Origin of the sequence: Hungatella hominis (genome assembly GCF_014288005.1) — a bacterium.
Classification (GTDB): Bacteria; Bacillota; Clostridia; order Lachnospirales; family Lachnospiraceae; genus Hungatella; species Hungatella effluvii.
The window spans coordinates 431,166-457,435 of sequence record NZ_JACOPB010000002.1 but is presented as its reverse complement, the minus strand read 5'-3'; the positions used below and the strand labels follow the sequence as shown (position 1 = coordinate 457,435).

The window sequence follows — 26,270 nt, the reverse complement described above, 5'->3', positions numbered from 1 at the left end:
TGCCGGCGGGGGTTATGAAGTATATAGATAATATGAGGGAAAGCGTGATTATTTATCGATCCGGAATCCGGAGTATGCGGTCATGCCGTGCTCATGCATATCCAGTCCGTCCAGCTGTTCCTGATCGGATACCCGCAGGCCGATGGTCAGGCGGATCACTGTGAAGATAAGGAATGCCAGCACCGCCGCGTACACAAGCACGGATACGACTCCGGTCAGCTGTGTGACGAAGCTGCAGCCTTCGCCGAATACACCAGTCAGCAGAGTTCCCACCAGACCGCAGCAGCCATGTACGCCTACGGCGCCTACCGGATCATCCACACGGACCACCTTGTCGATGAACTCGATGGCGAGTACGACGACAAATCCGGCGATGACGCCGATGATGATGGCCTCATAGGGAGTGACGACATCGCAGCCGGCGGTGATGGCCACGAGACCGGCCAGCGCTCCGTTCAGAGTCATGGAGACATCGGGCTTGCCGTAACGGGCCCAGGTGAATAAAAGGGTAACGAGAGTGGAGGCGGCAGCCGCCAGATTCGTAGTTATGGCGATATCTCCCAGGGAGGTGGAGGCGGCGGTGGTGGAACCGCAGTTGAATCCGAACCAGCAGAACCAGAGGATGAACACGCCCAGGAAGCCCAGGGGAATGTTATGGCCGGGAATTGCGTTCGGTGTCCCGTCACTGTTGTATTTCCCAAGCCGGGGACCGACGATTTTTGCTCCGACAAATGCACATACGCCGCCAACCATGTGAACGGCCGTGGAACCGGCAAAATCGTGAAAGCCTATCTCTGCCAGCCATCCGCCGCCCCAGATCCAATGGCCGGTCACCGGATAGATGAAGATACTGATCGCTGCCGAATAGACGAGGTAGGAAGAGAATTTCGTCCGTTCCGCCATGGCGCCGGAGACGATGGTCGCGGCAGTGGCACAGAACACCGTATGGAAAATCATGAATACGCCGATGGGGAGTCCGTTGATCATCCCGTTTGCATCCGCCAGGGAATAGGGATTTAGAAAACCGGATCCGCCGATGATGCCGGCGATATTCTTTCCGAACATGAGAGGGAAGCCGAGAATGAAGAAAAAGAGGGAGCCGAGAACGAAGTCCATCATATTCTTCATACAGATGTTTCCCGCGTTTTTTGCCCTGGTGAAGCCCGTTTCCACCATGGCAAAGCCTGCCTGCATGAAATAAACGAGAAAAGCGCCGAGCATGGTCCACATAATATTCATCAATAAGGTTGTTTCTTCCATAATTTTACTCCTCCTGAACTGTTTTGGTAAACGCCGCCAGAATCCCGGGAATGGATGCAGGAAGGGGATAACCGCTTACCGGCCGGCAAGCAATTATCCCCTTTGATAATTTTATATGTTGGATTCTGTATGGAGTTTAAAGTGGTATGGTTAAACCGCGGCCGCATGGCCGGTGATACGGGATAGCAGGGGGCTAAAGAGCCTCGCGTCCGTGCTCTCCGGTACGGATCCGGATGGCGTCCTGAACGTCGTAGACGAAGATCTTTCCGTCACCGTAATTTCCCGTGTTGATCTCATCGACGACCGCATCGATGATGGGATCCGCCAGTTCCTTTGGAATCACGGTTTCCACCTTTACCTTTGGAAGCAGGTTCACATTGTATTTGGTACCCCGGTACATCTGCGTATACCCCTTCTGATTGCCGTAGCCCATGACATTGCTGATCATGATGCCGTTGACCTTGCAGCCTTCCAGAATCGCTTTTAAATTCTCCAGCTTTTCCGGTCTGATGATGATTTCCAGCTTTTTCATACCGCATATCCTCCTTGTTATGAGCACTTAGAGACCGTATTTTGGTCTCTTACGTGCGATACATGTCATCTCCACTTAGTGAGGTCTTCCACGAACTTAGTGGAGTGACTTTATGGTGTTGACAACAAAAACGAGGGCCATTCCTTAAGTGGAACGCCCTCGTTCGATATTAAACATTATACATTTCTGAAAATAAATGTCAAATACATTTTGTAACGGAATAATTAGAAAAAATTGTGAAATATTGACAAAAATGAGCGGCCACAAAACGTAGAAAAGACTTGTGCTTTTTCCTCTTTCGTACTATACTTAATACTGTATACAAAATAACGAAAAAGTACAATCTGAAGAGATTAAGAAAATGCGAGGTATTTATGCCTATGATAAGACATCTTGGACTTAAGGCCTATGGGAAGATTAATCTGGGGCTCGACGTTCTTAAGAAGAGAGAGGATGGATACCATGAGGTCCGTATGATTATGCAGACAGTCGGACTTTATGATAAGATTGATCTTTACTTAAAGGAGACGCCGGGGATTACCGTCCAGACCAATTTATACTATCTTCCGGTAAACGAGAATAATCTGGTGTACAAGGCGGCGAAGCTTTTGATGGATGAGTTCCACATCAACCACGGAGTCACCATTCATTTAAAGAAGTTTATTCCGGTATCCGCCGGGATGGCGGGGGGCAGCAGCGATGCCGCGGCCGTGCTGTTCGGAGTGAACAAGATGTTTAACTTAGGGCTTTCCATGGAATCGTTAATGGAACGCGGCGTGAAGATCGGGGCCGATGTTCCCTACTGCGTGATGCGGGGGACGGCGCTATCGGAGGGAATCGGTGAGATTTTAACGCCTCTGCCGCCTATTCCCCAGTGCCAGGTTCTGATTGCTAAACCGGGCATCAGCGTCTCCACTAAATTCGTATATGAGCATCTGGATGCCGCGTCCCTGCGTCCGTCGGACCATCCGGACATTGACGGCATGATAGCAGCTATCCGGGAACGCGACATTTACGGGGCTGCCTCCCTGCTGGGCAATGTGCTGGAGACGGTCACAATACCGGAATACCCTGTGATTGCGGAGATCAAGGACCGGTTAAAATCACTGGGAGCCGTAAATGCCCTGATGAGCGGAAGCGGACCCACGGTTTTTGGAATATTTACAAGCCCGAAGGCGGCGGAAGAGGCCTACGAGGAAATGCGTTACGGCAAGTCGGCCAATCTGGCGAAATCTGTATATCTGACTAATTTTTACAATACAAAGGAGGTTTCCCATGGGAAATGATCTGAAGGTGAACATGAATGAATATCTGCCGCTGCGCGATGTGGTTTTCAATACGCTGCGCCAGGCTATCTTAAAAGGAGAACTGGCTCCGGGCGAACGTTTAATGGAGATTCAGCTGGCGGAGCGTCTGGGTGTTTCCAGAACACCGATCCGTGAGGCGATCAGAAAGCTGGAGCTGGAAGGTCTGGTGCTGATGATTCCGAGAAAGGGCGCCGAGGTCGCGAAGATCTCCGAGAAGAGCCTTCGTGATGTCCTGGAGGTGAGACGTTCCCTGGAGGAACTGGCGATAGAACTGGCCTGTCAGAGAATGACTGAGGAAGAGGTAGATGCCCTGGAACAGACCCAGGAGGAATTTAAGGCTGCGGTGGCCTGCGGAGATGCCATGAAGATCGCGGAGAACGATGAGACGTATCACGATGTCATCTATAAAGGCACCGGCAACGACAGGCTTGTACAGATTCTCAACAATCTAAGGGAGCAGATGTACCGTTACCGTCTGGAATACATTAAGGACGAGGATAAGCGTCAGATTCTCCTTCTTGAGCACGACAAGATCTTAAAGGCTGTGAAGCTGCGCCGGGTGGAGGAAGCCAAGGAGGCCATGAGGGAGCACATCGATAACCAGGAAATCACGGTTTCCAGAAATATAAAGGAGCAGGAGGGCTAAAGATATATGATGACGTTTAAGGACCGGTATTTGGCAGGTGAAGTCGAATTTGAGGCGATTGACGATTACGTGGAAGAGTGGAACGGCAGCGACGATCCCCGTACTCTGGCCCGGTTTCTGGGGCTTAATGAGGAAGAAGAAGACATCTGGATTGAGGAAAGTGATGAAGCTCTGAAAGAGCTTCTTGACAGCAAAAAATAAATGAGCATAAAATTTATAAAAAAAGTATAACCTTTATTGACAAGGTGACAACATGTCATTATAATAAGTGACAGGTTGTCACCTTTTGCGCTTAAAATTATGGCTGGCCGGAAAAAGGGTGAGAACGGATAAAGAGGGGTGAGAATATGCCGACAGAACGATTTAATAAGTTGCCGGAGGAGAAGAAAAAAGCGATACGTGACGCGGCCATGGAAGAATGCATCCGGGTTCCTTTTGAAAAGGTCTCCATCAATAAAATAATTCAGAATGCAGGAATATCCAGAGGAAGCTTTTACACTTATTTTGAAGATAAGCGGGATTTGGTGAGATACATATTCAGCGACACTGCGGATAAGCTGAAATTCTTCTGGACGAAGTCCGTGGTCACACACGGCGGGAACCTGTGGATTGCCTCGGAGGAACTGCTGGATCAGGCGATTATCTTTGCACAGAGGGGGAAGATGTTCCAGATGATGCAGAGCATCGTTCTCTACCAGGACTTCGACAAGCTTTTTGCGGAAATCCATGGAAGCAATGGTGTGGGTGAAGAAAAGGGCAACGAAATCTTAGAGGCACTGTACGAGGTGACGGACAAGGAGAAGTTCTGCAAGAACGATATGGATTCCTTTGCAATTCTCGTGTCCATGATCATGGGATGTGTAATGGAAAGCATATGCTGGTATAACCGGCATATGGAGAGTGAGGAAAATATTAAGAAAATTTTCCGTGAAAAATTAGAAATACTGCAACATGGAATTTGTAAACAGTAACTAGAATAATCTTTGTAACGAAGTGAGGAGTTCAGCATGAGTAAGAAGAAAGTAATTACAATCGCAGTCAGCGTAGTGTTGGTGGCTGCTGTGGCAACCTTAATCGTAACCAATGTTGCCGGAGGAAAGAAAGAGGAGGTCGTGGCGGAGGTGCCGCCGGTGGTAGCCGCAGAGAATCCGGAACTTCGTTCGATCGAGGTGAGCACAGAGCTGATCGGTACGATTGAACCGGACAGCATCGTGTATGTAACACCGAAGGGAGCCGGAGAAATCATAAGCGTCAACGTGCAGACCGGCGATCAGGTGACGGCGGGCCAGCTGTTATGCGAGATTGATACGAAGCAGGTGGAAGCGGCAAGACTTACCATGGAGACGGCCCGGGTATCGTATGAGGATGCGAAGAGCAATCTGGACCGCTATTCCGTGCTGCATGCGGCAGGGGATATGGCTGAAGCTGATTTCCAGAAGCTGGCCGATAATGTAGAACTGGCAAGACTGCAGTATGAGAGTGCAAAACTGGGGTATAACCTTCAGCTTGAGAGCAGCCAGGTTACATCCCCGATCGCAGGACGTGTGGAGAGCTATAATGTAAAGCTTCACGATATGGTTTCCCAGCAGAGCCAGATCTGTGTCATCGCCGGAGCGGGCGACGGCAAGGCGGTTACCTTCTACGCTTCAGAACGGATCGTAGGGGGCCTGAAGGCTGGAGATCCTGTCACAGTTGAGAAAAATGGAACAGACCATGTGGCGTCGATCATGGAGGTGAGTTCCATGGTTGATCCGCAGAGCGGCTTATTTAAAGTAAAGGCATCCATTCCGGATGGAGGCGCCCTGGCTACAGGAACCTCCGTAAAGCTTCGTGTGATTTCCGAGAAGGCCGAAAATGTGCTCACTGTGCCGGTTGACGCAGTCTACTATGAGGGCGGCAGTCCCTATATTTACACATACGGAGACGGTGTTCTCCACAAAAATGCGGTTACGGTGGGAATTGCTGATAACAGCTTCATCGAAATAAAAGATGGAATTAACGCAGGCGATCTGGTTGTTACCACATGGACAACAGAGTTTTATGACGGATCCAAAGTCACCTTAAGTGAAAATCAGACATCAGAAGACGGGACACCTGACGCTCAGACCGAAAGTTTCAGTCAGACAGAGCCGGCTGATGCGAATCAGTAAGGGGGCGGAAGAATGGGAATTACAAAAAGTGTTTTAAAGAGACCCATCACCACCGTTTTGGCCGTTCTATGCCTTCTGGTCTTCGGTTTGTCTTCCGTGTTCTCCTCCAAGATGGAGCTGACACCGGAGATGAATTTCCCGATGATGATGATCACCGCCGTATACGCGGGAGCCAGCCCGGATGATGTCAATGAGCTGATTACAAAGCCCATCGAGGAATCAGTTGGAACCCTGTCCGGCATTAAGAATATTCAGTCCATGTCCCAGGAAAATATCTCTATTGTCATGATGGAGTATGAATACGGCACGGACATGGATAAAGCGTATTCCGATTTGAAGAAAAAGATGGACAGCATCACCATGCCGGATGATGTGGATTCGCCAAGTATCTTCGAATTTAACATGAATGACATGCCGAGTATCACACTGTCAGTCAATGATCCCTCGGCGGATAACTTATACAATTACGTGAGCGATGAGATCGTTCCGGAATTTGAGAAAATATCATCCGTAGCCAGCGTGGATTTAAGCGGCGGCCAGGAGGGCTATATCAGAGTCCGCCTGATCCCTGAGAAGATGAATCAGTATCATCTGAATATGAATTCCATCAGCCAGGCCATTAAAAGCGCGGATTTCACCTACCCGGCAGGAAGCACAGGGGTAGGCAAACAGGATTTATCGGTCAGCACCTCCGTGAAATTCGATACAGTGGAGAGCTTAAAGAGAATTCCGATCGTAGCCGGAAGCGGAAAGACCATCTATTTAGAGGATGTGGCTGATGTGTCCGAGACAACCGGAAAAGATACCAGTATCGGCCGTTATAACGGAGAAGATACCGTGTCCCTGTCCATCAACAAGCAGCAGAAGAGCAGTGCGGTAGACGTATCGAAGTCGGTAAAACGGACGATCGAGACGCTGAAGGCAGAGCATCCGCAGCTGGAGATGATCGTTGTCAATGATACCAGCGAGCAGATTACCTCCGCGCTGAGTTCTGTGACGACCACCATGGTTATGGCGGTTATCATTTCCATGGTTATCATCTTCCTGTTCTTCGGAGATATCAAGGCGTCCCTGATCGTCGGAAGCTCCATTCCGGTATCGATCCTGGCGGCTCTGATCCTGATGTCGGTTATGGGATTTTCCCTGAACGTTGTTACTATGGGAAGCCTGGTTCTCGGCGTCGGTATGATGGTCGATAACTCCATCGTTGTGCTGGAAAGCTGTTTCCGTTCCCACAAGGGGCAGGGCTTCCGGGAATACATGGAGGCGGCGTTGGAAGGAACCGGTAAGGTTATTCAGTCGATCTTCGGCGGAACCGTTACCACCTGTGTCGTATTTATCCCGCTTGCACTCTTAAAGGGTATGTCGGGACAGATGTTCGCACCGCTTGGTTTCACCATCGTATTCTGTATGGCGGCCTCACTGATCTCCGCTATGACCATTGTTCCGCTGTGCTACAGCCGGTTCCGTCCGGTGGAGAAGAAGAATTCTCCGGCCTCCGGCATGGTTCGCTGGCTGCAGGAGGGCTACCGGAATATCATCGGAAAGCTGCTGAATAAGAAAAAGACGGTTATGGCGGTTTCCGTACTGCTTCTGGTGGTATCCTTTGTGATCGCCGGCCGGCTGGGATTCGCCCTGATGCCTGATGTAGACCAGGGAACCGTAGCAGTGACGGTAGAGGTTCGCCCCGGTCTCAAGATAGAAGAGGTAGATAAGATTTTAAGCAAGGTGGAGGCGATTGTCAAAGCCGAGCCTGACAGGAAGTCCTACATGGTTACATATGGCGGCAGCGGATTGTCCCTGGGCGGAAGCAGCGCTTCTCTGACCGCATATTTGAAGGATGACAGAGAACTCACCACAAAACAGGTCGTGGATAAATGGAAGAAAGAGATGCGGGATATCCCGGACTGCAACATAACCGTGGAATCCAGCTCCATGATGAGCTCCTTCAGCAGTTCCAACGATTTACAGGTTATTTTACAAAGTTCCCAGTTAGATGACTTGAAAGAGGCCTCCGACAATCTGGTCGATGAGCTCACACAGTATCCGGGCCTTATCAAGGTGCATTCCGATCTGGAAAACGCAGCTCCGGTAATTAAGGTTCATGTGGACCCGATTGAAGCTGCTGCGGACGGCGTCGCTCCGGCCTCTGTCGGAGGATTGCTTAACAACATGTTAAGCGGTGTGAAGGCGATGACCATGGACGTGGACGGCAACAACGTGGACGTTAAGGTCGAATATCCGGATGGCGAGTATGATACGCTGGATAAGGTAAAGGGAATCACGATTCCGACACAGACAGGCGGTTCTGTGGCGCTTACCGATATCGCTGATATCGTTTATGAAGACAGCCCGGCCGGAATCACACGTAAGAATAAACAGTACCAGGCGACCATCACGGGCTCCTTTACCGACGAGGTGTCCAGCGACAAGGAAAAGACGGAAGCCCTGAAGAAGATCAATGAACAGGTGGTAAACAAATACTTGAACAGCTCGGTTACAAGAGCGAAAAACAGCGTTGACGAGTCCATGTATGAGGAATTCAGCGCCCTGTTTAAGGCCATTGCCATCGCGATCTTCCTGGTATTCGTGGTTATGGCGGCTCAGTTCGAGTCACCGAAGTTCTCACTGATGGTCATGACGACCATTCCGTTCAGCCTGATCGGTTCCTTCGGTCTGTTGGCGGCAGCGGATGTCATGATTACCATGCCTTCCTTATTAGGCTTCCTGATGTTAATCGGTACGGTTGTGAACGCCGGTATTCTTTATGTCGATACAGTCAACCAGTACCGCTCCACAATGGATAAGCGAACGGCCATGATAGAGGCGGGCGCGACGAGACTTCGTCCTATCCTCATGACGACTCTGACCACCATCGTGTCCATGATCCCGATGGCGATCGGATACGGAAGCAACGGAGAACTGATGCAGGGGCTTGCCCTTGTCAACGTCGGCGGTCTGACGGCTTCGACCATTCTGTCCCTCCTGATGCTGCCGGTTTACTACTCGATCATGAGCGGAAAAGTGGATACGGAGCCAATGCCAGACTAAGTTATATGAAAATTGGAATAATGTGTCTTTGAACTTATTGCAGTTATATGGTAAGATAAGGATACGAAAAAAGAGCAGAGGATTCAGACTGTAACATAAAATCCATCCGGTACAAGGTTAGGAGGACCAATTGATGAAAAAATGGAAACAGATTAGTGCCTGCTGTCTGGCAGCAGTTCTGGCGGCTGCGGCTCCGACAGGGACTGCCTGGGCCGGAAGCCCGGAATTCGCCAGAAGCGCCGAGGAGTGGGCAAAGCTTCGCGATAATGTCATGGAGTATGACGAACTGGCGGGGCTGATACATGAATATAATGTGACGGTACAGAATAATCAGCGTGATTATAACGAGAAAAAGAATAAAACAAGCGATGAAATCGCACAGGATTATCGGGATGCGGCTGACGCGGTCCGGAGCAGCATGTCTGGGGACGACAGTCCCCAGGCTATCATGCAGGACAGCATGGCGGAAGCGCAGGCTTTAAGCCTGGAGCAGCAGGCCGATGACAATGTGGAGGACAGCGAGATTTTCAAGATGACCTATGATCAGACAGAGGCCACGCTTGTATCCAACGCTCAGACCAATATGATCTCCTACCACCAGAAGGCCCGGGACCTGGATTTGAAGAAAAAGAACAGGGAACTGCTGGCCGCGACCTATGACTCCGTGGTGCTTAAGATGAATCACGGCATGGCCACGCAGATGGAAGTGCTGACTGCCCAGGAGAATTTACAGAACGCGGATGCGGCGATCTTAACCGCCGAGTCCGATCTGGAGAATACACGGCAGAAGCTCTGTGTTATGCTGGGCTGGAGATACGACGCTTCCCCGGAGATTCGGGAGATCCCAGCCGTGGATTTAAACAGAATCCAGTCCATGGATCCGGCGGCAGACAAGGCCAAGGCCCTGGAGAACAACTACACGCTTCGCATCAACAAAAAGAAACTGGCAAACTCCTCGAATAATTCGAAAAAAGAGAGCCTTCAGATGACCATAGACGATAACATCCAGAGAATCGGATCGTCCGTGGATTCGGCATATAAGAATGTCATTCAGAGCCAAACCGCCTATCAGCAGGCATCGGTATCCTTAGAGGTGGCCTCCAAGAACATGGAAGCGGCTGAGAGGAAGATGCAGATCGGTACGCTCAGCCGGCTGGATTACTTAACCCAGCAGTATGCGTATCTCCAGGCTCAGGTAGCCATGGAAGACGCGAGTATGGCGCTGTTCCAGGCTGTGGAATCTTATGACTGGAACATTAATGGCCTGGCGAGTGCCAGCGCAGGCATGTAACCGGTGGATGGGATAGCTTACAGCCGGAAGGAGTAAAGGCATGAAAAAATGGAAAATGATAATGTGTATGGCTCTGGCCGGTACGCTTTTAGCCGGAGGAAGTTTCTCTTCCTGGGCAAAGCTGTCGGATTACGATGCGGAGACGGCGGCGCGGCTTCAGGACGATAAAATGGAGTACGACGAACTGGAGAATCTGATCAGGGAGTACAATCCCGAGATCAGCTACGCGTATAAGCAGCTGGATTTCTCGGATGATGATACGGCTTCGACAGTCAGAAATCTGAAAGATTCGATAGAGAAAAATGATTATAAAGATACGGTTAAGGCGCTGAAGGAACAGAAGAAACAGCTGGAAGCGATGCCGGATTTCGAGGGCAAGGATGCCGCCCTACAGGAATTGAAGACGACAATTATGGGGCTGGAGTCCATGCTGGACGCCCCGTCGACCACGACGAAAGCAACGGATAAACAGCTGGACAAGGCGAGAAAACAGATTGACACGGGAGTGAGATCTGCGTTAAAGGGCACACAGACCCTGATGATCACGTATGACAATCTCCGCGCCCAGGTGCAGACCCTGGAAAAGGTGGAAGAGCTTCAGAAGGAAGCGCTGGAAGCCGCGAAGCTGCAGGCAGGGCTGGGGATGGCCACGGACACTGGCGTATTGCAGGCCCAGAGCGATCTGCTGTCCAGTCAGTCCCAGCTTGACAATCTGCGCAATCTCTCTAATAATCTGCGCAGCCAGCTCTGCCTTTTAACGGGCTGGAAGGTGGACGCCACACCGGACATCGGTACGGTTCCCGCTGCGGACCCATCGAAGATCGACACCATCGATCTGACGGCCGATATTTTAAAGGCCATCGGTAATAACCAGACCCTGATATCACAGCGTCATGCGTCATCTACAAAGTCCACGGCCGCCATCGACAACCGTCTGAAGAATATCGACGTGTCGGAACAGCAGCTGACGGTGGAAATGCAGCGGCTGTATTCGGTCATGCAGCAGAAAAAGGTGCTCTACGACGCGGCCAACACGGCGTATCAGAAGGCTCTTCTGGCCAAGGGCGCCGCAGAACGCCAGTATAACTTGAAGATGCTGAGCAGACTGCAGTATCTCGGTGCAGAGGCCCAGTTTTACCAGGCGGAAGGCGCGAGAAAATCGGCTGACACCGCGCTGCTTCAGGCTATGCTTGACTATGACTGGGCAGTTCAGGGATATGTGTCCATACCACAGTAGGATTACAGAGCAGGGCGCGCATTTATGCCCAACAGTAGGATTACAGAGCAGTGGACGCATTTAAGCTCAGCAGTATTAATTATCCAGCAGCTCTAGGAATTTTGAACGAATCCGGATATGGACCTCCGGCTGCTTCTTAAGAAGCGCCTGATAGTCCGCGGCATCGAGGGATTCTCTTAATATTTCACGGGAAGAATCGGGAACGACCGCGTATGTCGAATCAACAAAACAAAGCGGAGGATAGAGGACACACCACCAGTTGTGTCCTTTTCCTTTGCCTATTTCCACCCGCACCGCGTCGTAGGTACCACAGGGAAATACCATGTCGCCGTAGGTTTTTGTGGGAAAATAGCATTCTGTTACTTCCATATGTGCAGGATAATCATATCCTTCCGCTTTCATGTAATCTTCTGCCTCCTGTTCCAGGCTGTCCTTATTGGCAAGGACATACTCTTTCGTATCATCCAGTGATGCATTTTCCCCCAGTTTCTCATATATTGAATCGAGGAGCAGGGTTCGCACGCGCAGCTTCAGCTGCTGGTCTTCGTCGGAATCGCTGTTGGCCAGAACGTGGAAACGCAGGATTTCCGGGGCGATCCGGGCGGCCATGGCTTCGTCGCTCTGGCGCTGGCCGGCCATGGTGAATAAGAATGCCAGAAGAAGGCAGGTTAAGCACAGGAATAAATCACGTCTATATTTCATAAGGGACCTCCATTTTACAGTCAGGAATTATCTATTTGTTGTAATTGTAACCATATGTGCTATAATATAAACACTGTAAAAAGGAAATTCCTGCAGCAGCAATCCCGCGGGAAAAGGAAAGTATGAGGAGAAAGTAAAATGAACAGGAAAACAGCGGTTGTCTTATTTGGCGGCCAGTCATCTGAGCATGTGGTATCCTGCATGTCTGTGGTCAACGTCATCAATCATATGAATAGAGAGAAATACGACCTTCTTTTCATTGGAATCACGGAAGAGGGCCATTGGATCAAAGTGGAATCCGTGGAGGCGATCGAGTCAGGCAGCTGGAGAGAGGGGGCGGTAAATGCAGTCATATCCCCCGATGCCACGAAGCAGTGCGTCATATTAACAGAGGGAGACCGTGTGGAGTTTGTGAAGGCGGATGTGGTATTTCCGGTGCTTCATGGGCTGTATGGGGAGGATGGCACCGTTCAGGGACTTCTGGAGTTGGCCAGAATCCCGTACGTGGGCTGCGGCGTGCTGGCATCTGCCGTATCCATGGATAAGTTGTATACAAAGATCGTGGTAGACGATTTAGGAGTGCGCCAGGCCGCCTACGTCCCTGTCATGCGGTCTGACTTAAACGATATGGCCTCCGTAGTCGGCAGAGTGGAAGCGAAGTTCTCCTACCCCGTATTCGTAAAGCCGTCGAATGCCGGTTCGTCGAAGGGCGTGGCACGTGCGGACGGCAGGGAGGAGCTGGAGGCAGCGCTTCGCGAGGCGGCAAACCACGACCGCAAGATTCTTGTGGAGGAAATGATCAAGGGCCGGGAGATCGAGTGCGCGGTATTTGGCGGCGGACTGATTCCGGTGGAAGCCTCCGGAGTCGGAGAGATTCTGGCGGCCGCGGAGTTCTACGATTTTGACGCGAAATATTACAATTCCGATTCCAGAACGGTTGTGAATCCGGACCTTCCGGGAGACGCAGTGAATCAGGTTCGGGAAGCGGCAAAGGCCATCTTCCAGGCGGTGGACGGCTACGGCCTCGCCCGTGTGGATTTCTTCGTTAAGGATGACGGAACCGTGGTATTTAATGAGATCAACACACTGCCTGGCTTCACGGCCATCAGCATGTATCCTATGCTCTGGGAAGCCGCAGGAGTCACCAAGGATCAGCTGGTAGACCGCCTGACGGAGCACGCATTTGACCGCTTCCGGCTTTAGAAAACGGATCAAAACTTAAGGAGAGACACTATGGCAGACAGGAATTCACCCATAGGGGTATTTGACTCCGGCGTCGGTGGTCTGACCGTTGCGCGGGAGATTATGAGACAGATGCCGACAGAGCGGATCGTCTATTTCGGCGATACCGCCAGAGTTCCATACGGCAACAAGTCCGGTAATACGGTAATCCGTTTCACGAGACAGATTATCCGCTTTCTTCTGACTCAGGATGTAAAAGCCATCGTTATCGCATGCAACACCGCGACAGCCTACGCGCTGGAAGCGGTGGAGGGGGAGTTGGATATCCCCATCATCGGTGTAATCCACGCCGGCGCCAGGACGGCGACCCAGGCCACGAAAAATGGAAAGATTGGCATTATCGGCACGGAAGGAACGATCCGCAGCGGCGTCTACACAAAGGTGATGAAGGGGATGCGCTCCGATATCGAGGTGACCGGCAAGTCCTGTCCCCTCCTGGTCCCGCTGGTAGAGGAAGGGCTGCTTCACGATTCCGTGACAGATGAGATTGCGTCCCGTTACTTAAGCGAACTGAAGGGCAAATATATAGACACTCTGGTTTTGGGCTGCACCCATTATCCGCTGCTGCGTTCGACGGTAGGGCGTCTGATGGGACCCGGGGTGACACTGGTGAATCCGGCGTATGAGACGGCCCTGGAACTGAAACAGGTTCTGGAGGATGCGGATCTATTATGCGGAGGTCCCCAGGACGGCCAGGAGCAGTATCGCTTTTATGTCAGCGATCTTGCAGAAAAATTCACCAGCTTTGCGGCGTCGATTCTTCCCGGAGAGGTGAAGGAAACGAGACAGATAAACATAGAGGAGTTTTGAGATGACAAGAGATGTACTGATTACCATAAGCGGCATTCAGCTGGCGGACGGTGACAGCAATGAAGTCGAGATGATCACCGCCGGTGATTATTTCCAGAAAAACGGCAGCCATTACATTCTGTATGATGAGGTAATGGAAGGCCAGAATGATATTATCAAAAACACAATCAAGATCCGTCCCGAGGGTCTTGACATCATAAAACGCGGAAGCTCCAGCGTCCACATGACATTTGAAAAGGACAAGAAAAACCTTTCCTGTTATGCGACGCCCTTCGGAGAGATGATGATCGGCATCAACACCAACGACATTCTTATCGCCGAGGACGAGGACAGCTTAAAGGTCCGCGTATCCTATTCCCTGGATATTAACTACCAGCATGTTTCTGAATGCAATATTAATCTGGACGTACATTCTAAGTCTACCGCCAGTATTCATTTGTAAGAGCGTGACGCCCCATGCCTTCCGTGCGGCCCGGGGAACCGGGAGGGGAGGGGGAGGAAACGTTTCTTGTTTCTTCGGCGGCAGGAACTAAAGCAGAACGGCGGGAAAAATGAGCGGATCGCGAAAACTCCGCCGAACTCCTGAAGGACTTCGCCTCCGTGTTCACTTGAAAGTTGGCTTTGAGGCCAACTTTCACCACCCATTTTTCCCGCCGTTCTGCTTAAGCTCCTGCGAGCCTCAGAAAAGGAAACATTTCCTCCCCCTCCCCTCCCAGTTCCCCGGACCGCACGGAAGGCATGGGGCTGTGTACTGGCTGTGTGAGAAAAGCAAAACAAACCCCATCCCTAAAAACTGATTTATAAATCCAATTAGAAAGCAACCGCTGTCTGAATATTACTATAGATTTACCAATTTCAATTCATATCTATTCACAGATGATGTCGCGTTGCGTTCATATCCACTAGCGGAGCCAATACACAGCCCCAGTACTTGCGGAGAGGCGGAGCCTGGCGGGGGAGGGATCGTGAACGGTTTCCTTTTCTGAGGTTCGCAGGAACTTAAGTGGGAAGAGATGAAAATGAGGGGGTGAAAGCTGGCCTCCAAGCCAGCTTTCAAGTGAACACGGAGGCGAAGTCCTTCAGGAGTTCGGCGGAGTTTTCGCGATCCCCCTCATTTTCGTCTCTTCCCGCTTTAGTTCCTGCCACCGAAGAAACAAGAAACCGATCGCGATCCCTCCCCCGCCAGGCTCCGCCTCTCCGCAAGTACTGGGGCGTAACTCCCACAATAAAAAAACCGCCCCATCAGCCCAAGGCCAATGAAGCGGTCTCCAATTTACTTTTTGTCGTTCTTTTCTTTTTTCCCTTTTTTGAACCTGTCCATAAATTTCTTCTTCTTCGGTGCAACCGGAACCGCACCGCCGCGAATGCTCTTGATCTCGGTTATGTAGATACCGCTCACTACGACCTTAGCCTCCGTCTTGACTGGAAGAACATCGAATACCTTCGCATCTGCGATCAGCGTCATGACCTTCGGACCAATCTTGGCCTTTACGATCGGTACCTTCGCACGCCTCATGTATTTCGGCGTCTGCTCGTAAACGATCTTTGGAAGTCCGGCGTCCTTCAGCTTCATCTTTTTCTTGTCGATGACCAGCATGGATACGGTCTGTGCTGCCGCTTCCAGAGCCTGCTGCTGTTCAACCTGGCGTTTTTCCAGCTTTCTTCCGAGAAAATAGAGAACAGCCAGTACTACCACTAAGATGAGAAGAATCACCAGTAATACGTTTAAAAATGTGCTCACGGGGAATACCTCCAATAGTTCATTTTGTAAATAAAGTCTATCTGTAATAGTATAGCATTATATTATGGAAAGTGCAAGCAAAAAATGCTTGACACCTTGACAGGGCTATGATATTATGGAATGTGCACTATTGTGGCATCATGTGCCTTGAGGGACATTTATGCCCAAAAACAGAACCAATAGAAAGAAAACAGGGGTGAAACGTCAATGGAAAAAAGCAGAATGCGTCCGGTCCCAGCCGGTAAAAGCCTGAGAATGAGCTTCTCGAGACAGAAAGAAGTCCTTGAGATGCCTAACCTGATCGAGATTCAGAAGAATTCCTATCAGTGGTTCCTTGATGAGGGATTGAAGGAAGTCTTCGAAGATATCTCTCCGATCGCAGACTTTGCGGGTCACTTGAGTCTGGAATTTGTTGACTTTACATTATGTAAAGACGACATCAAGTATACCATAGAAGAATGCAAGGAAAGAGATGCAACTTACGCAGCTCCTTTAAAAGTCAAGGTAAGGCTTTGCAATAAAGATAAAGATGAGATTAATGAACATGAGATCTTCATGGGTGATCTTCCGCTTATGACAGATACCGGTTCCTTCGTCATTAACGGTGCCGAACGTGTTATTGTCAGCCAGTTAGTACGTTCCCCAGGTATATATTATGGTATCGGACATGACAAGGTAGGTAAGGAGCTCTATACCTGTACAGTAATTCCTAACCGAGGTGCGTGGCTGGAGTATGAGACAGACTCCAACGACATTTTCTACGTACGTGTAGACAGAACCAGAAAGGTTCCGGTTACCGTGCTGATCCGTGCCCTTGGTTTCGGAACGAATGCCGAGATATTAGAGCTGTTTGGCGAGGAGCCAAAGCTTTTAGCCAGCTTCGGTAAGGATACGTCCGATAATTACCAGGATGGCTTATTAGAGTTATATAAGAAGATCCGCCCAGGTGAACCTTTATCTGTTGATAGTGCAGAAAGTTTATTAAACAGTATGTTCTTTGACCCGAGAAGATATGATCTTGCAAAGGTCGGAAGATATAAATTTAATAAGAAACTTCATTTCAAGAACCGTATCGTGGGCCACGTGCTTTCAGAGGATGTGGTGGATACCACAACCGGCGAGATTCTGGCGACTGCCGGCACGACTGTAGACAAGCAGCTTGCCGTAGATATCCAGAACGCAGCCGTACCTTACGTATGGGTGGAAGGTTTGGAGCGCAAGCAGAAAGTCTTATCCAACTTAATGGTAGATTTAGGCGCTTACGTATCCTTCGATCCGAAGGACGCAGGTGTTACGGAGTTAGTATTCTATCCGGTACTTGAAAAAATTCTGGAAGATGTTGGCACAGAAGACGAAGAAGTATTAAAGAGCGCGATTCACAGAAGTTTGGGCGAACTTATTCCGAAGCATGTCACAAAAGAAGATATTCTGGCATCCATCAATTACAACATGCATTTAGAGCAGCAGATAGGTAATGCCGACGATATCGACCATTTAGGAAACCGTAGAATCCGTGCGGTCGGCGAGCTGCTGCAGAACCAGTACCGGATCGGTCTTTCCAGAATGGAACGTGTGGTTCGTGAGAGAATGACAACACAGGATATGGAGGGTATTACTCCCCAGTCCTTAATCAACATTAAACCGGTAACTGCGGCTGTAAAGGAATTCTTTGGAAGTTCCCAGCTGTCCCAGTTCATGGATCAGAACAACCCGCTGGCTGAGCTGACTCATAAGAGACGTTTATCCGCATTGGGACCTGGCGGTCTGTCAAGAGACCGTGCCGGATTCGAGGTTCGAGACGTACACTACACCCATTACGGTCGTATGTGCCCGATCGAGACACCTGAAGGTCCTAACATCGGTCTGATCAACTCCCTGGCGACGTATGCGAGGGTAAACCAGTATGGATTTGTAGAAGCGCCTTACCGTCTTGTAGACAAGACCGATCCGGCCAATCCGATCGTTACCGACGAGGTCGTTTATCTGACTGCCGATGAAGAAGATAACTTCGTTGTCGCGCAGGCGAACGAACCGCTGGATGAAGAAGGCCACTTTATTCATAAGAATATTTCCGGACGTTTCCGCGAGGAGACATCCGAATTCCAGAGAAAGAGCATCGATTTGATGGACGTTTCCCCGAAGATGGTATTCTCCGTGGCGACAGCTATGATTCCTTTCCTGGAGAACGATGATGCCAACCGTGCGCTGATGGGATCCAACATGCAGCGTCAGGCCGTGCCGCTTCTGACAACGGAAGCGCCAGTCGTTGGAACCGGTATGGAAGCCAAGGCAGCCGTTGACTCGGGTGTCTGCGTTGTGGCGAGAAATGCCGGTGTGGTAGAGCGTTCCGCTTCCAACGAGATCATCATCAAGAGAGATGCTGACGGCGGAAGAGACGTTTACCACCTGACCAAATTCAAGAGAAGCAACCAGAGCAACTGCTACAACCAGAAACCGATTGTATATAAGAATAATCATGTGGAAAAGGGAGAGGTCATCGCTGACGGCCCGTCCACACAGAATGGTGAGATCGCCCTTGGCAAGAACCCGCTCATCGGATTCATGACCTGGGAAGGCTACAACTACGAGGATGCCGTTCTGCTCAGTGAAAGACTGGTTCAGGAGGATGTTTACACCTCCGTTCATATTGAGGAATACGAGGCGGAAGCCCGTGATACCAAGCTGGGACCGGAAGAGATCACCCGTGACGTTCCTGGTGTCGGTGAAGATGCGTTAAAGGATCTGGATGAGAGAGGTATCATCCGAATCGGTGCGGAAGTCCGTGCCGGAGATATCCTGGTCGGAAAGGTTACTCCAAAGGGAGAGACCGAGCTGACAGCCGAGGAGAGACTGCTTCGTGCAATTTTCGGTGAGAAGGCGAGAGAAGTCCGTGATACTTCCTTAAAGGTACCCCACGGCGCTTACGGTATTATCGTGGATGCCAAGGTATTTACCAGGGAGAATGGTGACGAGCTGTCCCCAGGTGTGAACCAGACAGTCCGTATCTACATTGCTCAGAAGAGAAAGATCTCTGTAGGTGATAAGATGGCCGGCCGTCATGGCAACAAGGGTGTTGTTTCCCGTGTACTTCCGGTTGAGGATATGCCATTCCTGCCGAATGGCCGTCCGCTGGATATCGTTTTGAACCCTCTGGGCGTACCTTCCCGTATGAATATCGGGCAGGTTCTGGAGATTCACTTAAGTCTTGCGGCCAGAGCCCTTGGATTTAATATTGCAACACCTGTATTCGACGGTGCAAACGAGATCGATATCATGGATACCCTCGATGTCGCCAATGACTACGTCAACATGACCTGGGAAGAATTCCAGGATAAATATAATGACACTTTGAAACCCGATGTGATCGAGTATCTGGGTGAGCATCTGGATCACAGAGAACTGTGGAAGGGGGTACCGCTCAGCCGTGACGGTAAAGTAAGACTCCGCGACGGACGTACCGGTGAGTATTTCGACAGTGCAGTTACGATCGGACACATGCATTATCTGAAGCTGCATCATCTGGTTGACGATAAGATTCATGCCCGTTCTACAGGACCATACTCCCTGGTTACACAGCAGCCTCTGGGTGGTAAAGCCCAGTTCGGCGGCCAGCGTTTCGGAGAGATGGAGGTTTGGGCTCTCGAGGCGTACGGTGCATCCTACACACTGCAGGAAATCATGACTGTGAAGTCGGATGATGTGGTAGGCCGTGTGAAGACGTATGAAGCGATTATCAAGGGCGAGAACATTCCTGAGCCGGGTATTCCGGAATCCTTCAAGGTACTGCTTAAAGAGCTTCAGTCACTGGCTCTCGATGTACGTGTACTGCGAGATGATAATACCGAGGTACAGATTGCAGAGGCAATGGATTACGAGGAGACAGATTTACGATCCATCATCGAAGGTGACAGAAAATTCAGGGAAGAGGAACCTCTTGCTGACTACGGTTTCCAGAAGCAGGAATTCCAGGATGATGAACTGGTTAGTATTGATGAAGAAGAGGATGCAGACGGTATCGACGATTCTTACGAGGATTTCGATGACGCCGAATTAGACGATTCAGACGAAGAATAGTTGTGTATGTTAGGAAGGAGAACCGCTCATGCCTGAGAATAATGAAACTTATCACCCAATGACGTTCGACGCTATCAAAATTGGGTTAGCGTCTCCGGAAAAGATTCTCGATTGGTCCCATGGCGAAGTTAAAAAGCCAGAGACGATCAATTACAGAACCTTAAAACCGGAAAAAGACGGTCTTTTTTGCGAGAGAATCTTCGGACCGAGCAAGGACTGGGAGTGTCATTGCGGTAAATACAAAAAGATCAGATACAAAGGCGTTATCTGTGACCGATGCGGTGTCGAAGTCACGAAGGCCAGCGTTCGTAGAGAGCGTATGGGCCATATTGCGCTTGCAGCTCCGGTTTCCCATATCTGGTATTTTAAGGGAATCCCGAGCCGTATGGGCCTGATTCTCGATATTTCACCGAGAACCCTTGAGAAAGTACTGTACTTCGCCTCCTATATCGTACTGGATGCGGCGGATACAGGACTTCAGTATAAGCAGGTGTTATCTGAGAAGGAATACCGTGAAGAGATTGACAAATACGGTTACGGCGCATTCCGTGTAGGAATGGGTGCAGAAGCAATCCTGGAACTCTTGCAGGCGATCGATTTAGAGAAAGATTCCGAAGAGTTAAGAAAGGGACTGAAGGATGCCACCGGCCAGAAACGCGCCAGGATCATCAAGAGACTGGAAGTTGTAGAGGCGTTCCGTAACTCGGGCAATAAGCCGGAATGGATGATCATGACCGCGATCCCGGTTATCCCTCCGGATATCCGGCCGATGGTGCAGCTGGATGGCGGACGTTTTGCCACCTCCGATTTAAATGATTTATACAGAAGAATTATCAATAGAAATAACCGTCTGGCCCGTCTTTTAGAGCTGGGCGCGCCGGATATTATTGTCCGCAACGAGAAGCGTATGCTGCAGGAAGCCGTTGACGCCCTGATCGATAACGGCCGTAGAGGCAGACCTGTTACCGGACCTGGTAACCGTGCTCTTAAATCTCTTTCTGATATGTTAAAGGGTAAGCAGGGACGTTTCCGTCAGAACCTGTTAGGAAAGCGTGTTGACTATTCCGGACGTTCTGTTATCGTCGTAGGACCGGAACTGAAGATTTACCAGTGTGGTCTTCCGAAAGAGATGGCGATCGAGTTATTTAAGCCGTTTGTTATGAAGGAACTGGTTGCCAATGGCACCGCTCACAATATCAAGAATGCCAAGAAGATGGTGGAGAGACTGCAGACCGAGGTTTGGGATGTACTGGAGGACGTAATCAAAGAGCATCCGGTTATGTTAAACCGTGCGCCTACACTGCACAGACTTGGTATCCAGGCATTCGAGCCGATTCTGGTGGAAGGTAAGGCGATCAAGCTGCATCCGCTGGTTTGTACCGCGTTCAACGCGGACTTCGATGGTGACCAGATGGCCGTTCATCTGCCTCTGTCCGTAGAAGCACAGGCGGAGTGCCGGTTCTTACTCCTCTCACCGAACAACTTACTGAAACCTTCCGACGGTGGCCCTGTGGCCGTTCCGTCTCAGGATATGGTCCTCGGAATCTATTACCTGACCCAGGAAAGACCTGGCGCCAAGGGCGAGGGCATGGTATTCCATAATGTAAACGAAGCGATTCTTGCCTATGAGAACGGAGCCGTAACCTTACACTCCAGAATCAAGGCGAGAGTGACAAAGAAAATGCCGGATGGTACCATGAAGACCGGTTCCGTAGAATCCACGGTGGGCCGTTTCATTTTCAATGAGATCGTTCCTCAGGACCTGGGCTTTGTGGACAGAAGCATTCCGGGCAACGAGCTTCTGATGGAGGTGGATTTCCACGTCGGCAAGAAGCAGTTAAAGCAGATTCTTGAAAAAGTTATCAACGTTCACGGTGCAGTTCAGACTGCTGAGACGTTAGACGATATCAAGGCGATCGGTTATAAGTATTCCACGAGAGCGGCCATGACCGTATCCATTTCCGATATGACCGTGCCGGAGAGCAAACCGAAGCTGATTGCGGACGCCCAGGCGACCGTTGACCAGATTGCCAAGAACTTCAGACGTGGTCTGATCACGGAGGAAGAGCGTTATAAAGAAGTTATCGATACCTGGAAAGAGACGGATGATCAGCTGACTCACGATCTGCTTACCGGCCTTGACAAATATAACAACATCTACATGATGGCGGACTCCGGAGCACGAGGTTCTGATAAACAGATTAAACAGCTGGCTGGTATGCGTGGACTTATGGCCGATACAACCGGTCATACCATCGAACTTCCTATTAAGTCCAACTTCCGTGAAGGTCTGGACGTACTGGAGTACTTCATCTCCGCTCACGGCGCCCGTAAGGGACTTTCCGATACGGCTCTGCGAACAGCCGACTCCGGTTATCTGACGAGACGACTTGTAGACGTTTCCCAGGATATGATTATCCGCGAGGTAGACTGCTGCGAAGGAAAGACAATTCCTGCCATGGAGATCAAGGCTTTCATGGATGGCCAGGAGACGATCGAGGGTCTCGAGGAGAGACTGACAGGCAGATATATCGCTGAAACCATTACCGACCCGGATACCGGAGAAGTAATTGTGAAGGCAAACCATATGTGTACACCGAAGCGTGCGGCTGCGGTTATGAAGACCTTACAGAAGATGGGACGCGATTCCGTCAAGATCCGTACCGTTCTTACCTGCAAATCCCATTTGGGTGTCTGTGCGAAATGCTACGGTGCCAACATGGCTACCGGACAGCCGGTACAGGTTGGTGAGGCAGTCGGTATTATTGCCGCTCAGTCCATCGGTGAGCCTGGTACACAGCTGACCATGCGTACGTTCCATACCGGCGGTGTTGCCGGCGGCGATATCACACAGGGTCTTCCCCGTGTCGAGGAGCTTTTTGAGGCGCGTAAGCCAAAGGGACTTGCGATCATCGCGGAGTTCGGCGGCGTAGCCACGATCAAGGATACGAAGAAGAAACGTGAGATCATCATTACAGATAATGAGACCGGCAACTCCAAGACGTATTTAATTCCTTACGGATCCAGAATCAAGATCCAGGATGGCGTCTATTTAGAGGCCGGCGACGAGCTGACAGAAGGTAGTATCAACCCGCATGATATCTTAAAGATCAAGGGTGTCCGCGCGGTACAGGATTACATGATCCAGGAAGTTCAGCGTGTTTACCGTCTGCAGGGTGTTGAGATCAATGATAAGCACGTTGAGATGATCGTCAGACAGATGCTTAAGAAGATCAAGATCGAGGAGAGCGGAGACAGCGATGTGCTTCCGGGTACCTCCATGGACGTTCTTGATTACAACGATATGAACGAGGCACTTCTTGCAGAAGGCAAGGAGCCGGCGGATGGAAAGCAGGTTATGCTGGGTATCACCAAGGCATCTCTGGCTACCGATTCCTTCTTATCAGCGGCTTCCTTCCAGGAGACCACCAAGGTTCTGACCGAGGCGGCGATCAACGGCAAGGTAGACCACTTAATTGGCTTAAAGGAGAACGTAATTATCGGTAAACCGATTCCGGCAGGTACTGGAATGAAGCGTTACCGTACTGTTAAGCTGAGCACGGACGGGGAAGAGATGAATGAAGATGAAATCATCCTTGGCGACGATCTTGCGATTCCCGTTACGGAAGAGTATTTAGAGGCTGAAGAAGTTCTGGACATCGATGATATTGATGAAGAGGACGTATAAAGCTGTCTGAGAATAATATAAGTCCCGGCGGACGGAGCCGGTTGGGCGTATGCTCAGCCGTCCGGCCCGCCGGGATTCTTATTTCTGCGGGCCACGAACCATGCGGAGCCTTCCGGCACATAGAAGAATACTTCAGAGGGGGAGATAAACAGAACAGGCTGAATTGATGAATCAACTGCATTCACAGGAGGTGGAGTTCATGGCAGATCTTATGATCGGAATCATTCTGATAGCAGCGGTCGGCGCGGTGATCTGGAAGAAAAGACGGGATAAAAAAATGGGGAAATCCGGCTGCGGAGGATGCTGCGGCAGCTGCGGGATGAACTGCCATCAGAGAAAAGACGATGGGAATGAGGAGACGGGGAACAGTAACTGACTGCCATATCGTTACAGTTCACTTTCCACCAGTGGCACCGCAGTCCGGTTCGGCCGGGCAGGCTTCCTCAGCATTTCCCGTTCCGGTTTCGGGCATAAGAAGTTCTAAACGTGCAGAATTTTTCTAAAAACCAGGTGAAATTCCCAAACTCGCTGCGCTCAGACAAGTGAGAATCTCACCTGAACGAAAAATTTTACGCGTTAAGAACTTCTAATATCCTGCAAAGTCACAGGAAAGACTGAGGAAGCCTGCCCGTCCAAACCGGACTATGGTGCCATTGGTGGGGAGTGAACTGTAACGCCATATCCATATAAGAACGACAAAACAGAGATTGCGTCTTTCCAGAAAATATGATATCCTTATAATACGGTTTAAGAAACAGCGGTTCCGCTGACTTGCCAGGTCCGGTCATTTCGACAGAAGTTCCAGAATAAACCTGTACTATGATAACTGTATATCGATGGACTTTGCCTGTTTTTCATGTTATGATAAAAGACGAAAACTTGCCTGTCAATTAGTGAAAGGGGAGGGATAGAATGGCAGATCAGGAAACATTAGATGCGATTGCCGTCATGCTTGACGGACTGGAGACGCGGCTGTACCAGAAGCTGGACGAAAAGTTAGAAGAAAAGTTAGAATTGAAATTAAAGCCGATCCGTACCGACATACTGACTTTGTATGGAGAGGTACATGGTCTGAAGAACGAGATGGCTGATGTGCGTGATGATATCTGTGAACTTCGGAAGGATATGGATATTGTAAAGAAGCAGACTGTATACAATTATGATAAGATTATCGACAATTACGCCGCCATACGGGAATTGCAGACTGTAGTGGAAGGAAAAGTGGATAAACCGAGACTCGTTCAATAGGACGAATGGTATAAATTGAGAAAAAAGGCAAAGTCCGGACGGGCCGGAGCTGCCTTTTCTCGTTTTTTAGAATGTTTTAAAGAATTTCCTTGACAGAAAAATGCAAAGTGTATATAATAATTAGGCGTGCATAAACGCGTCATGTTTTTGTGCAAGCAATCAGGCTGAAAGAAATACAGCAACCACAGACAATATCACAGGAGGTGAAAAGAATGCCAACATTTAACCAGTTAGTTAGAAAGGGAAGACAGACATCCGTAAAGAAATCCACAGCTCCGGCTCTGCAGAAGGGTTATAACTCTTTACAGAAGAGAGCTACAGATGTTTCCGCTCCTCAGAAGAGAGGTGTCTGCACAGCAGTTAAGACTGCTACACCTAAGAAGCCTAACTCAGCGCTCAGAAAGATCGCCAGAGTACGTCTGTCTAACGGGATCGAAGTAACAAGCTACATTCCAGGTGAGGGTCACAACTTACAGGAGCATAGCGTTGTTTTAATCCGTGGCGGAAGAGTAAAAGACTTACCAGGTACCAGATATCATATCGTTAGAGGTACACTGGATACCGCAGGCGTAGCCAACAGAAAGCAGGCTCGTTCCAAATACGGTGCTAAGAGACCAAAAGACAAAAAATAATAATTAGAACCACATGATTGAATTTCTAGTGCCGGATTGATGATATTGAACCTGTAGGTTGCAGGATAATATATAAGAGAACCGAGCGCGAACGCAACTTCAATGTTTGTGAGTACCTAAGATCTAATGAAAAGCTGTGGAACCTGCATCATGCAGGCCCGGGCGGCGATATTAAGGAGGGAAGTAACGTGCCACGTAAAGGACATACTCAGAAGAGAGATGTATTAGCAGACCCGCTTTACAATAACAAGGTTGTTACCAAGTTAATCAACAACATCATGTTAGATGGTAAAAAGGGCGTTGCTCAGAAGATTGTATACGGCGCATTCGGCCGAGTAGAAGAAAAGATGGGCAAACCGGCTGTCGAAGTATTCGAAGAAGCGATGAACAACATCATGCCTGTACTGGAAGTAAAGGCAAAACGTATCGGTGGTGCTACCTATCAGGTGCCGATCGAAGTTAAGGCTGAGAGAAGACAGGCATTAGCACTCAGATGGATCACTCTGTACTCCCGTAAGAGAGGCGAGAAGACCCAGGAAGAAAGACTTGCTAATGAGATTATGGATGCTGCCAACAACACTGGTGCTTCTGTAAAGAAGAAAGAAGACATGCACAAGATGGCAGAGGCAAACAAGGCATTTGCTCATTACAGATTCTAA

The 26,270-nt window shown here is 49.9% G+C and carries 21 protein-coding genes; 17 read left to right on the top strand and 4 right to left on the bottom strand.

Going from position 1 to position 26,270, the window contains the following annotated elements:
- Positions 1–48: 48 nt before the first annotated feature.
- Together H8S75_RS06385 and H8S75_RS06380 are read right to left on the bottom strand one after the other, a co-directional pair.
- On the bottom strand, positions 49–1,260 hold the full coding sequence (locus tag H8S75_RS06385; protein WP_187020122.1) for an ammonium transporter: 1,212 nt from the start codon (positions 1,258–1,260) through the stop codon (positions 49–51).
- Between the two features lie 193 nt (positions 1,261–1,453).
- The gene (locus H8S75_RS06380; protein ID WP_055653476.1) at positions 1,454–1,792 is read right to left on the bottom strand and encodes a P-II family nitrogen regulator; all 339 of its coding nucleotides are present in this window, start codon (positions 1,790–1,792) and stop codon (positions 1,454–1,456) included.
- A 380-nt stretch (positions 1,793–2,172) separates the two neighbouring features.
- Between H8S75_RS06380 and ispE the strand changes: the two genes are divergently transcribed.
- The 8 genes from ispE to H8S75_RS06340 all read left to right on the top strand — a co-directional run bounded on the left by ispE (position 2,173) and on the right by H8S75_RS06340 (position 11,474).
- Positions 2,173–3,078 (top strand): 4-(cytidine 5'-diphospho)-2-C-methyl-D-erythritol kinase, encoded by a 906-nt coding sequence (gene ispE, locus H8S75_RS06375; protein WP_187020120.1) that lies wholly within the window; start codon positions 2,173–2,175, stop codon positions 3,076–3,078.
- Complete coding sequence (locus H8S75_RS06370) at positions 3,068–3,745, top strand: GntR family transcriptional regulator (protein WP_187020118.1); 678 nt, start codon at positions 3,068–3,070, stop codon at positions 3,743–3,745. The genes ispE and H8S75_RS06370 overlap by 11 nt, the downstream gene beginning before the upstream one ends.
- A 6-nt stretch (positions 3,746–3,751) precedes the next feature.
- A complete protein-coding gene (locus H8S75_RS06365; RefSeq protein ID WP_002604747.1) occupies positions 3,752–3,946 on the top strand; it encodes a hypothetical protein in 195 nt (64 codons plus the stop codon).
- Positions 3,947–4,092: 146 nt separating this feature from the next.
- The gene (locus H8S75_RS06360; RefSeq protein WP_187020117.1) at positions 4,093–4,716 is read left to right on the top strand and encodes a TetR/AcrR family transcriptional regulator; all 624 of its coding nucleotides are present in this window, start codon (positions 4,093–4,095) and stop codon (positions 4,714–4,716) included.
- Between the two features lie 36 nt (positions 4,717–4,752).
- Positions 4,753–5,895 carry an efflux RND transporter periplasmic adaptor subunit gene (locus H8S75_RS06355; protein WP_187020115.1) on the top strand — a complete coding sequence of 381 codons (1,143 nt, stop codon included), beginning with the start codon at positions 4,753–4,755 and terminating at the stop codon, positions 5,893–5,895.
- A gap of 12 nt (positions 5,896–5,907) precedes the next feature.
- Positions 5,908–8,946 (top strand): efflux RND transporter permease subunit, encoded by a 3,039-nt coding sequence (locus H8S75_RS06350; RefSeq protein WP_187020113.1) that lies wholly within the window; start codon positions 5,908–5,910, stop codon positions 8,944–8,946.
- A gap of 133 nt (positions 8,947–9,079) precedes the next feature.
- Positions 9,080–10,237: a TolC family protein gene (locus H8S75_RS06345; protein WP_187020112.1), complete on the top strand. Its 1,158-nt coding sequence runs from the start codon at positions 9,080–9,082 to the stop codon at positions 10,235–10,237.
- Between the two features lie 40 nt (positions 10,238–10,277).
- A complete protein-coding gene (locus H8S75_RS06340; RefSeq protein ID WP_187020110.1) occupies positions 10,278–11,474 on the top strand; it encodes a TolC family protein in 1,197 nt (398 codons plus the stop codon).
- Positions 11,475–11,549: 75 nt separating this feature from the next.
- Here H8S75_RS06340 and spoIIR read toward each other — a convergent pair whose 3' ends face one another.
- Positions 11,550–12,176, bottom strand: a complete 627-nt coding sequence (spoIIR, locus tag H8S75_RS06335; protein WP_187020108.1) for a stage II sporulation protein R — start codon at positions 12,174–12,176, stop codon at positions 11,550–11,552.
- 138 nt (positions 12,177–12,314) lie between these two features.
- Here spoIIR and H8S75_RS06330 point away from each other — a divergent pair, with 138 nt between their 5' ends.
- From H8S75_RS06330 to H8S75_RS06320, 3 genes are read left to right on the top strand one after another with little or no spacing between them, the layout of a single operon-like run.
- Positions 12,315–13,379: a D-alanine--D-alanine ligase family protein gene (locus H8S75_RS06330; RefSeq protein WP_187020106.1), complete on the top strand. Its 1,065-nt coding sequence runs from the start codon at positions 12,315–12,317 to the stop codon at positions 13,377–13,379.
- A 30-nt stretch (positions 13,380–13,409) separates the two neighbouring features.
- Positions 13,410–14,228 carry a glutamate racemase gene (gene murI / locus H8S75_RS06325; protein WP_187020105.1) on the top strand — a complete coding sequence of 273 codons (819 nt, stop codon included), beginning with the start codon at positions 13,410–13,412 and terminating at the stop codon, positions 14,226–14,228.
- A gap of 1 nt (position 14,229) precedes the next feature.
- Positions 14,230–14,670: a YwiB family protein gene (locus H8S75_RS06320; RefSeq protein WP_187020103.1), complete on the top strand. Its 441-nt coding sequence runs from the start codon at positions 14,230–14,232 to the stop codon at positions 14,668–14,670.
- Between the two features lie 831 nt (positions 14,671–15,501).
- On the opposite strand, the gene H8S75_RS06315 is transcribed toward H8S75_RS06320, so the two are convergent.
- Complete coding sequence (locus H8S75_RS06315) at positions 15,502–15,969, bottom strand: hypothetical protein (protein WP_002604737.1); 468 nt, start codon at positions 15,967–15,969, stop codon at positions 15,502–15,504.
- 207 nt (positions 15,970–16,176) lie between these two features.
- Here H8S75_RS06315 and rpoB point away from each other — a divergent pair, with 207 nt between their 5' ends.
- The 6 genes from rpoB to rpsG all read left to right on the top strand — a co-directional run bounded on the left by rpoB (position 16,177) and on the right by rpsG (position 26,270).
- Positions 16,177–20,043 carry a DNA-directed RNA polymerase subunit beta gene (gene rpoB / locus H8S75_RS06310; protein ID WP_187020101.1) on the top strand — a complete coding sequence of 1,289 codons (3,867 nt, stop codon included), beginning with the start codon at positions 16,177–16,179 and terminating at the stop codon, positions 20,041–20,043.
- 28 nt (positions 20,044–20,071) lie between these two features.
- A complete protein-coding gene (gene rpoC, locus H8S75_RS06305; RefSeq protein ID WP_187020100.1) occupies positions 20,072–23,731 on the top strand; it encodes a DNA-directed RNA polymerase subunit beta' in 3,660 nt (1,219 codons plus the stop codon).
- A gap of 199 nt (positions 23,732–23,930) precedes the next feature.
- On the top strand, positions 23,931–24,107 hold the full coding sequence (locus H8S75_RS06300) for a FeoB-associated Cys-rich membrane protein (protein WP_002604734.1): 177 nt from the start codon (positions 23,931–23,933) through the stop codon (positions 24,105–24,107).
- Positions 24,108–24,643: 536 nt separating this feature from the next.
- A complete protein-coding gene (locus H8S75_RS06295) occupies positions 24,644–24,979 on the top strand; it encodes a hypothetical protein (RefSeq protein ID WP_117622358.1) in 336 nt (111 codons plus the stop codon).
- A 212-nt stretch (positions 24,980–25,191) separates the two neighbouring features.
- Positions 25,192–25,611 (top strand): 30S ribosomal protein S12, encoded by a 420-nt coding sequence (gene rpsL, locus H8S75_RS06290; RefSeq protein WP_002604732.1) that lies wholly within the window; start codon positions 25,192–25,194, stop codon positions 25,609–25,611.
- Positions 25,612–25,799: 188 nt separating this feature from the next.
- A complete protein-coding gene (rpsG, locus tag H8S75_RS06285) occupies positions 25,800–26,270 on the top strand; it encodes a 30S ribosomal protein S7 (RefSeq protein WP_002604731.1) in 471 nt (156 codons plus the stop codon).

Coding starts and splice junctions, on each gene's coding strand:
- H8S75_RS06320 (WP_187020103.1), top strand. CDS start 14,230: ATGACAAGAGATGTACTGATTACCATAAGCGGCATTCAGCTGGCGGAC.
- H8S75_RS06300 (WP_002604734.1), top strand. CDS start 23,931: ATGGCAGATCTTATGATCGGAATCATTCTGATAGCAGCGGTCGGCGCG.
- H8S75_RS06330 (WP_187020106.1), top strand. CDS start 12,315: ATGAACAGGAAAACAGCGGTTGTCTTATTTGGCGGCCAGTCATCTGAG.
- rpoC (WP_187020100.1), top strand. CDS start 20,072: ATGCCTGAGAATAATGAAACTTATCACCCAATGACGTTCGACGCTATC.
- ispE (WP_187020120.1), top strand. CDS start 2,173: ATGATAAGACATCTTGGACTTAAGGCCTATGGGAAGATTAATCTGGGG.
- H8S75_RS06370 (WP_187020118.1), top strand. CDS start 3,068: ATGGGAAATGATCTGAAGGTGAACATGAATGAATATCTGCCGCTGCGC.
- H8S75_RS06350 (WP_187020113.1), top strand. CDS start 5,908: ATGGGAATTACAAAAAGTGTTTTAAAGAGACCCATCACCACCGTTTTG.
- spoIIR (WP_187020108.1), bottom strand. CDS start 12,176: ATGAAATATAGACGTGATTTATTCCTGTGCTTAACCTGCCTTCTTCTG.
- H8S75_RS06355 (WP_187020115.1), top strand. CDS start 4,753: ATGAGTAAGAAGAAAGTAATTACAATCGCAGTCAGCGTAGTGTTGGTG.
- H8S75_RS06295 (WP_117622358.1), top strand. CDS start 24,644: ATGGCAGATCAGGAAACATTAGATGCGATTGCCGTCATGCTTGACGGA.
- rpoB (WP_187020101.1), top strand. CDS start 16,177: ATGGAAAAAAGCAGAATGCGTCCGGTCCCAGCCGGTAAAAGCCTGAGA.
- rpsL (WP_002604732.1), top strand. CDS start 25,192: ATGCCAACATTTAACCAGTTAGTTAGAAAGGGAAGACAGACATCCGTA.
- H8S75_RS06345 (WP_187020112.1), top strand. CDS start 9,080: ATGAAAAAATGGAAACAGATTAGTGCCTGCTGTCTGGCAGCAGTTCTG.
- murI (WP_187020105.1), top strand. CDS start 13,410: ATGGCAGACAGGAATTCACCCATAGGGGTATTTGACTCCGGCGTCGGT.
- H8S75_RS06385 (WP_187020122.1), bottom strand. CDS start 1,260: ATGGAAGAAACAACCTTATTGATGAATATTATGTGGACCATGCTCGGC.
- H8S75_RS06380 (WP_055653476.1), bottom strand. CDS start 1,792: ATGAAAAAGCTGGAAATCATCATCAGACCGGAAAAGCTGGAGAATTTA.
- H8S75_RS06365 (WP_002604747.1), top strand. CDS start 3,752: ATGATGACGTTTAAGGACCGGTATTTGGCAGGTGAAGTCGAATTTGAG.
- H8S75_RS06340 (WP_187020110.1), top strand. CDS start 10,278: ATGAAAAAATGGAAAATGATAATGTGTATGGCTCTGGCCGGTACGCTT.
- H8S75_RS06360 (WP_187020117.1), top strand. CDS start 4,093: ATGCCGACAGAACGATTTAATAAGTTGCCGGAGGAGAAGAAAAAAGCG.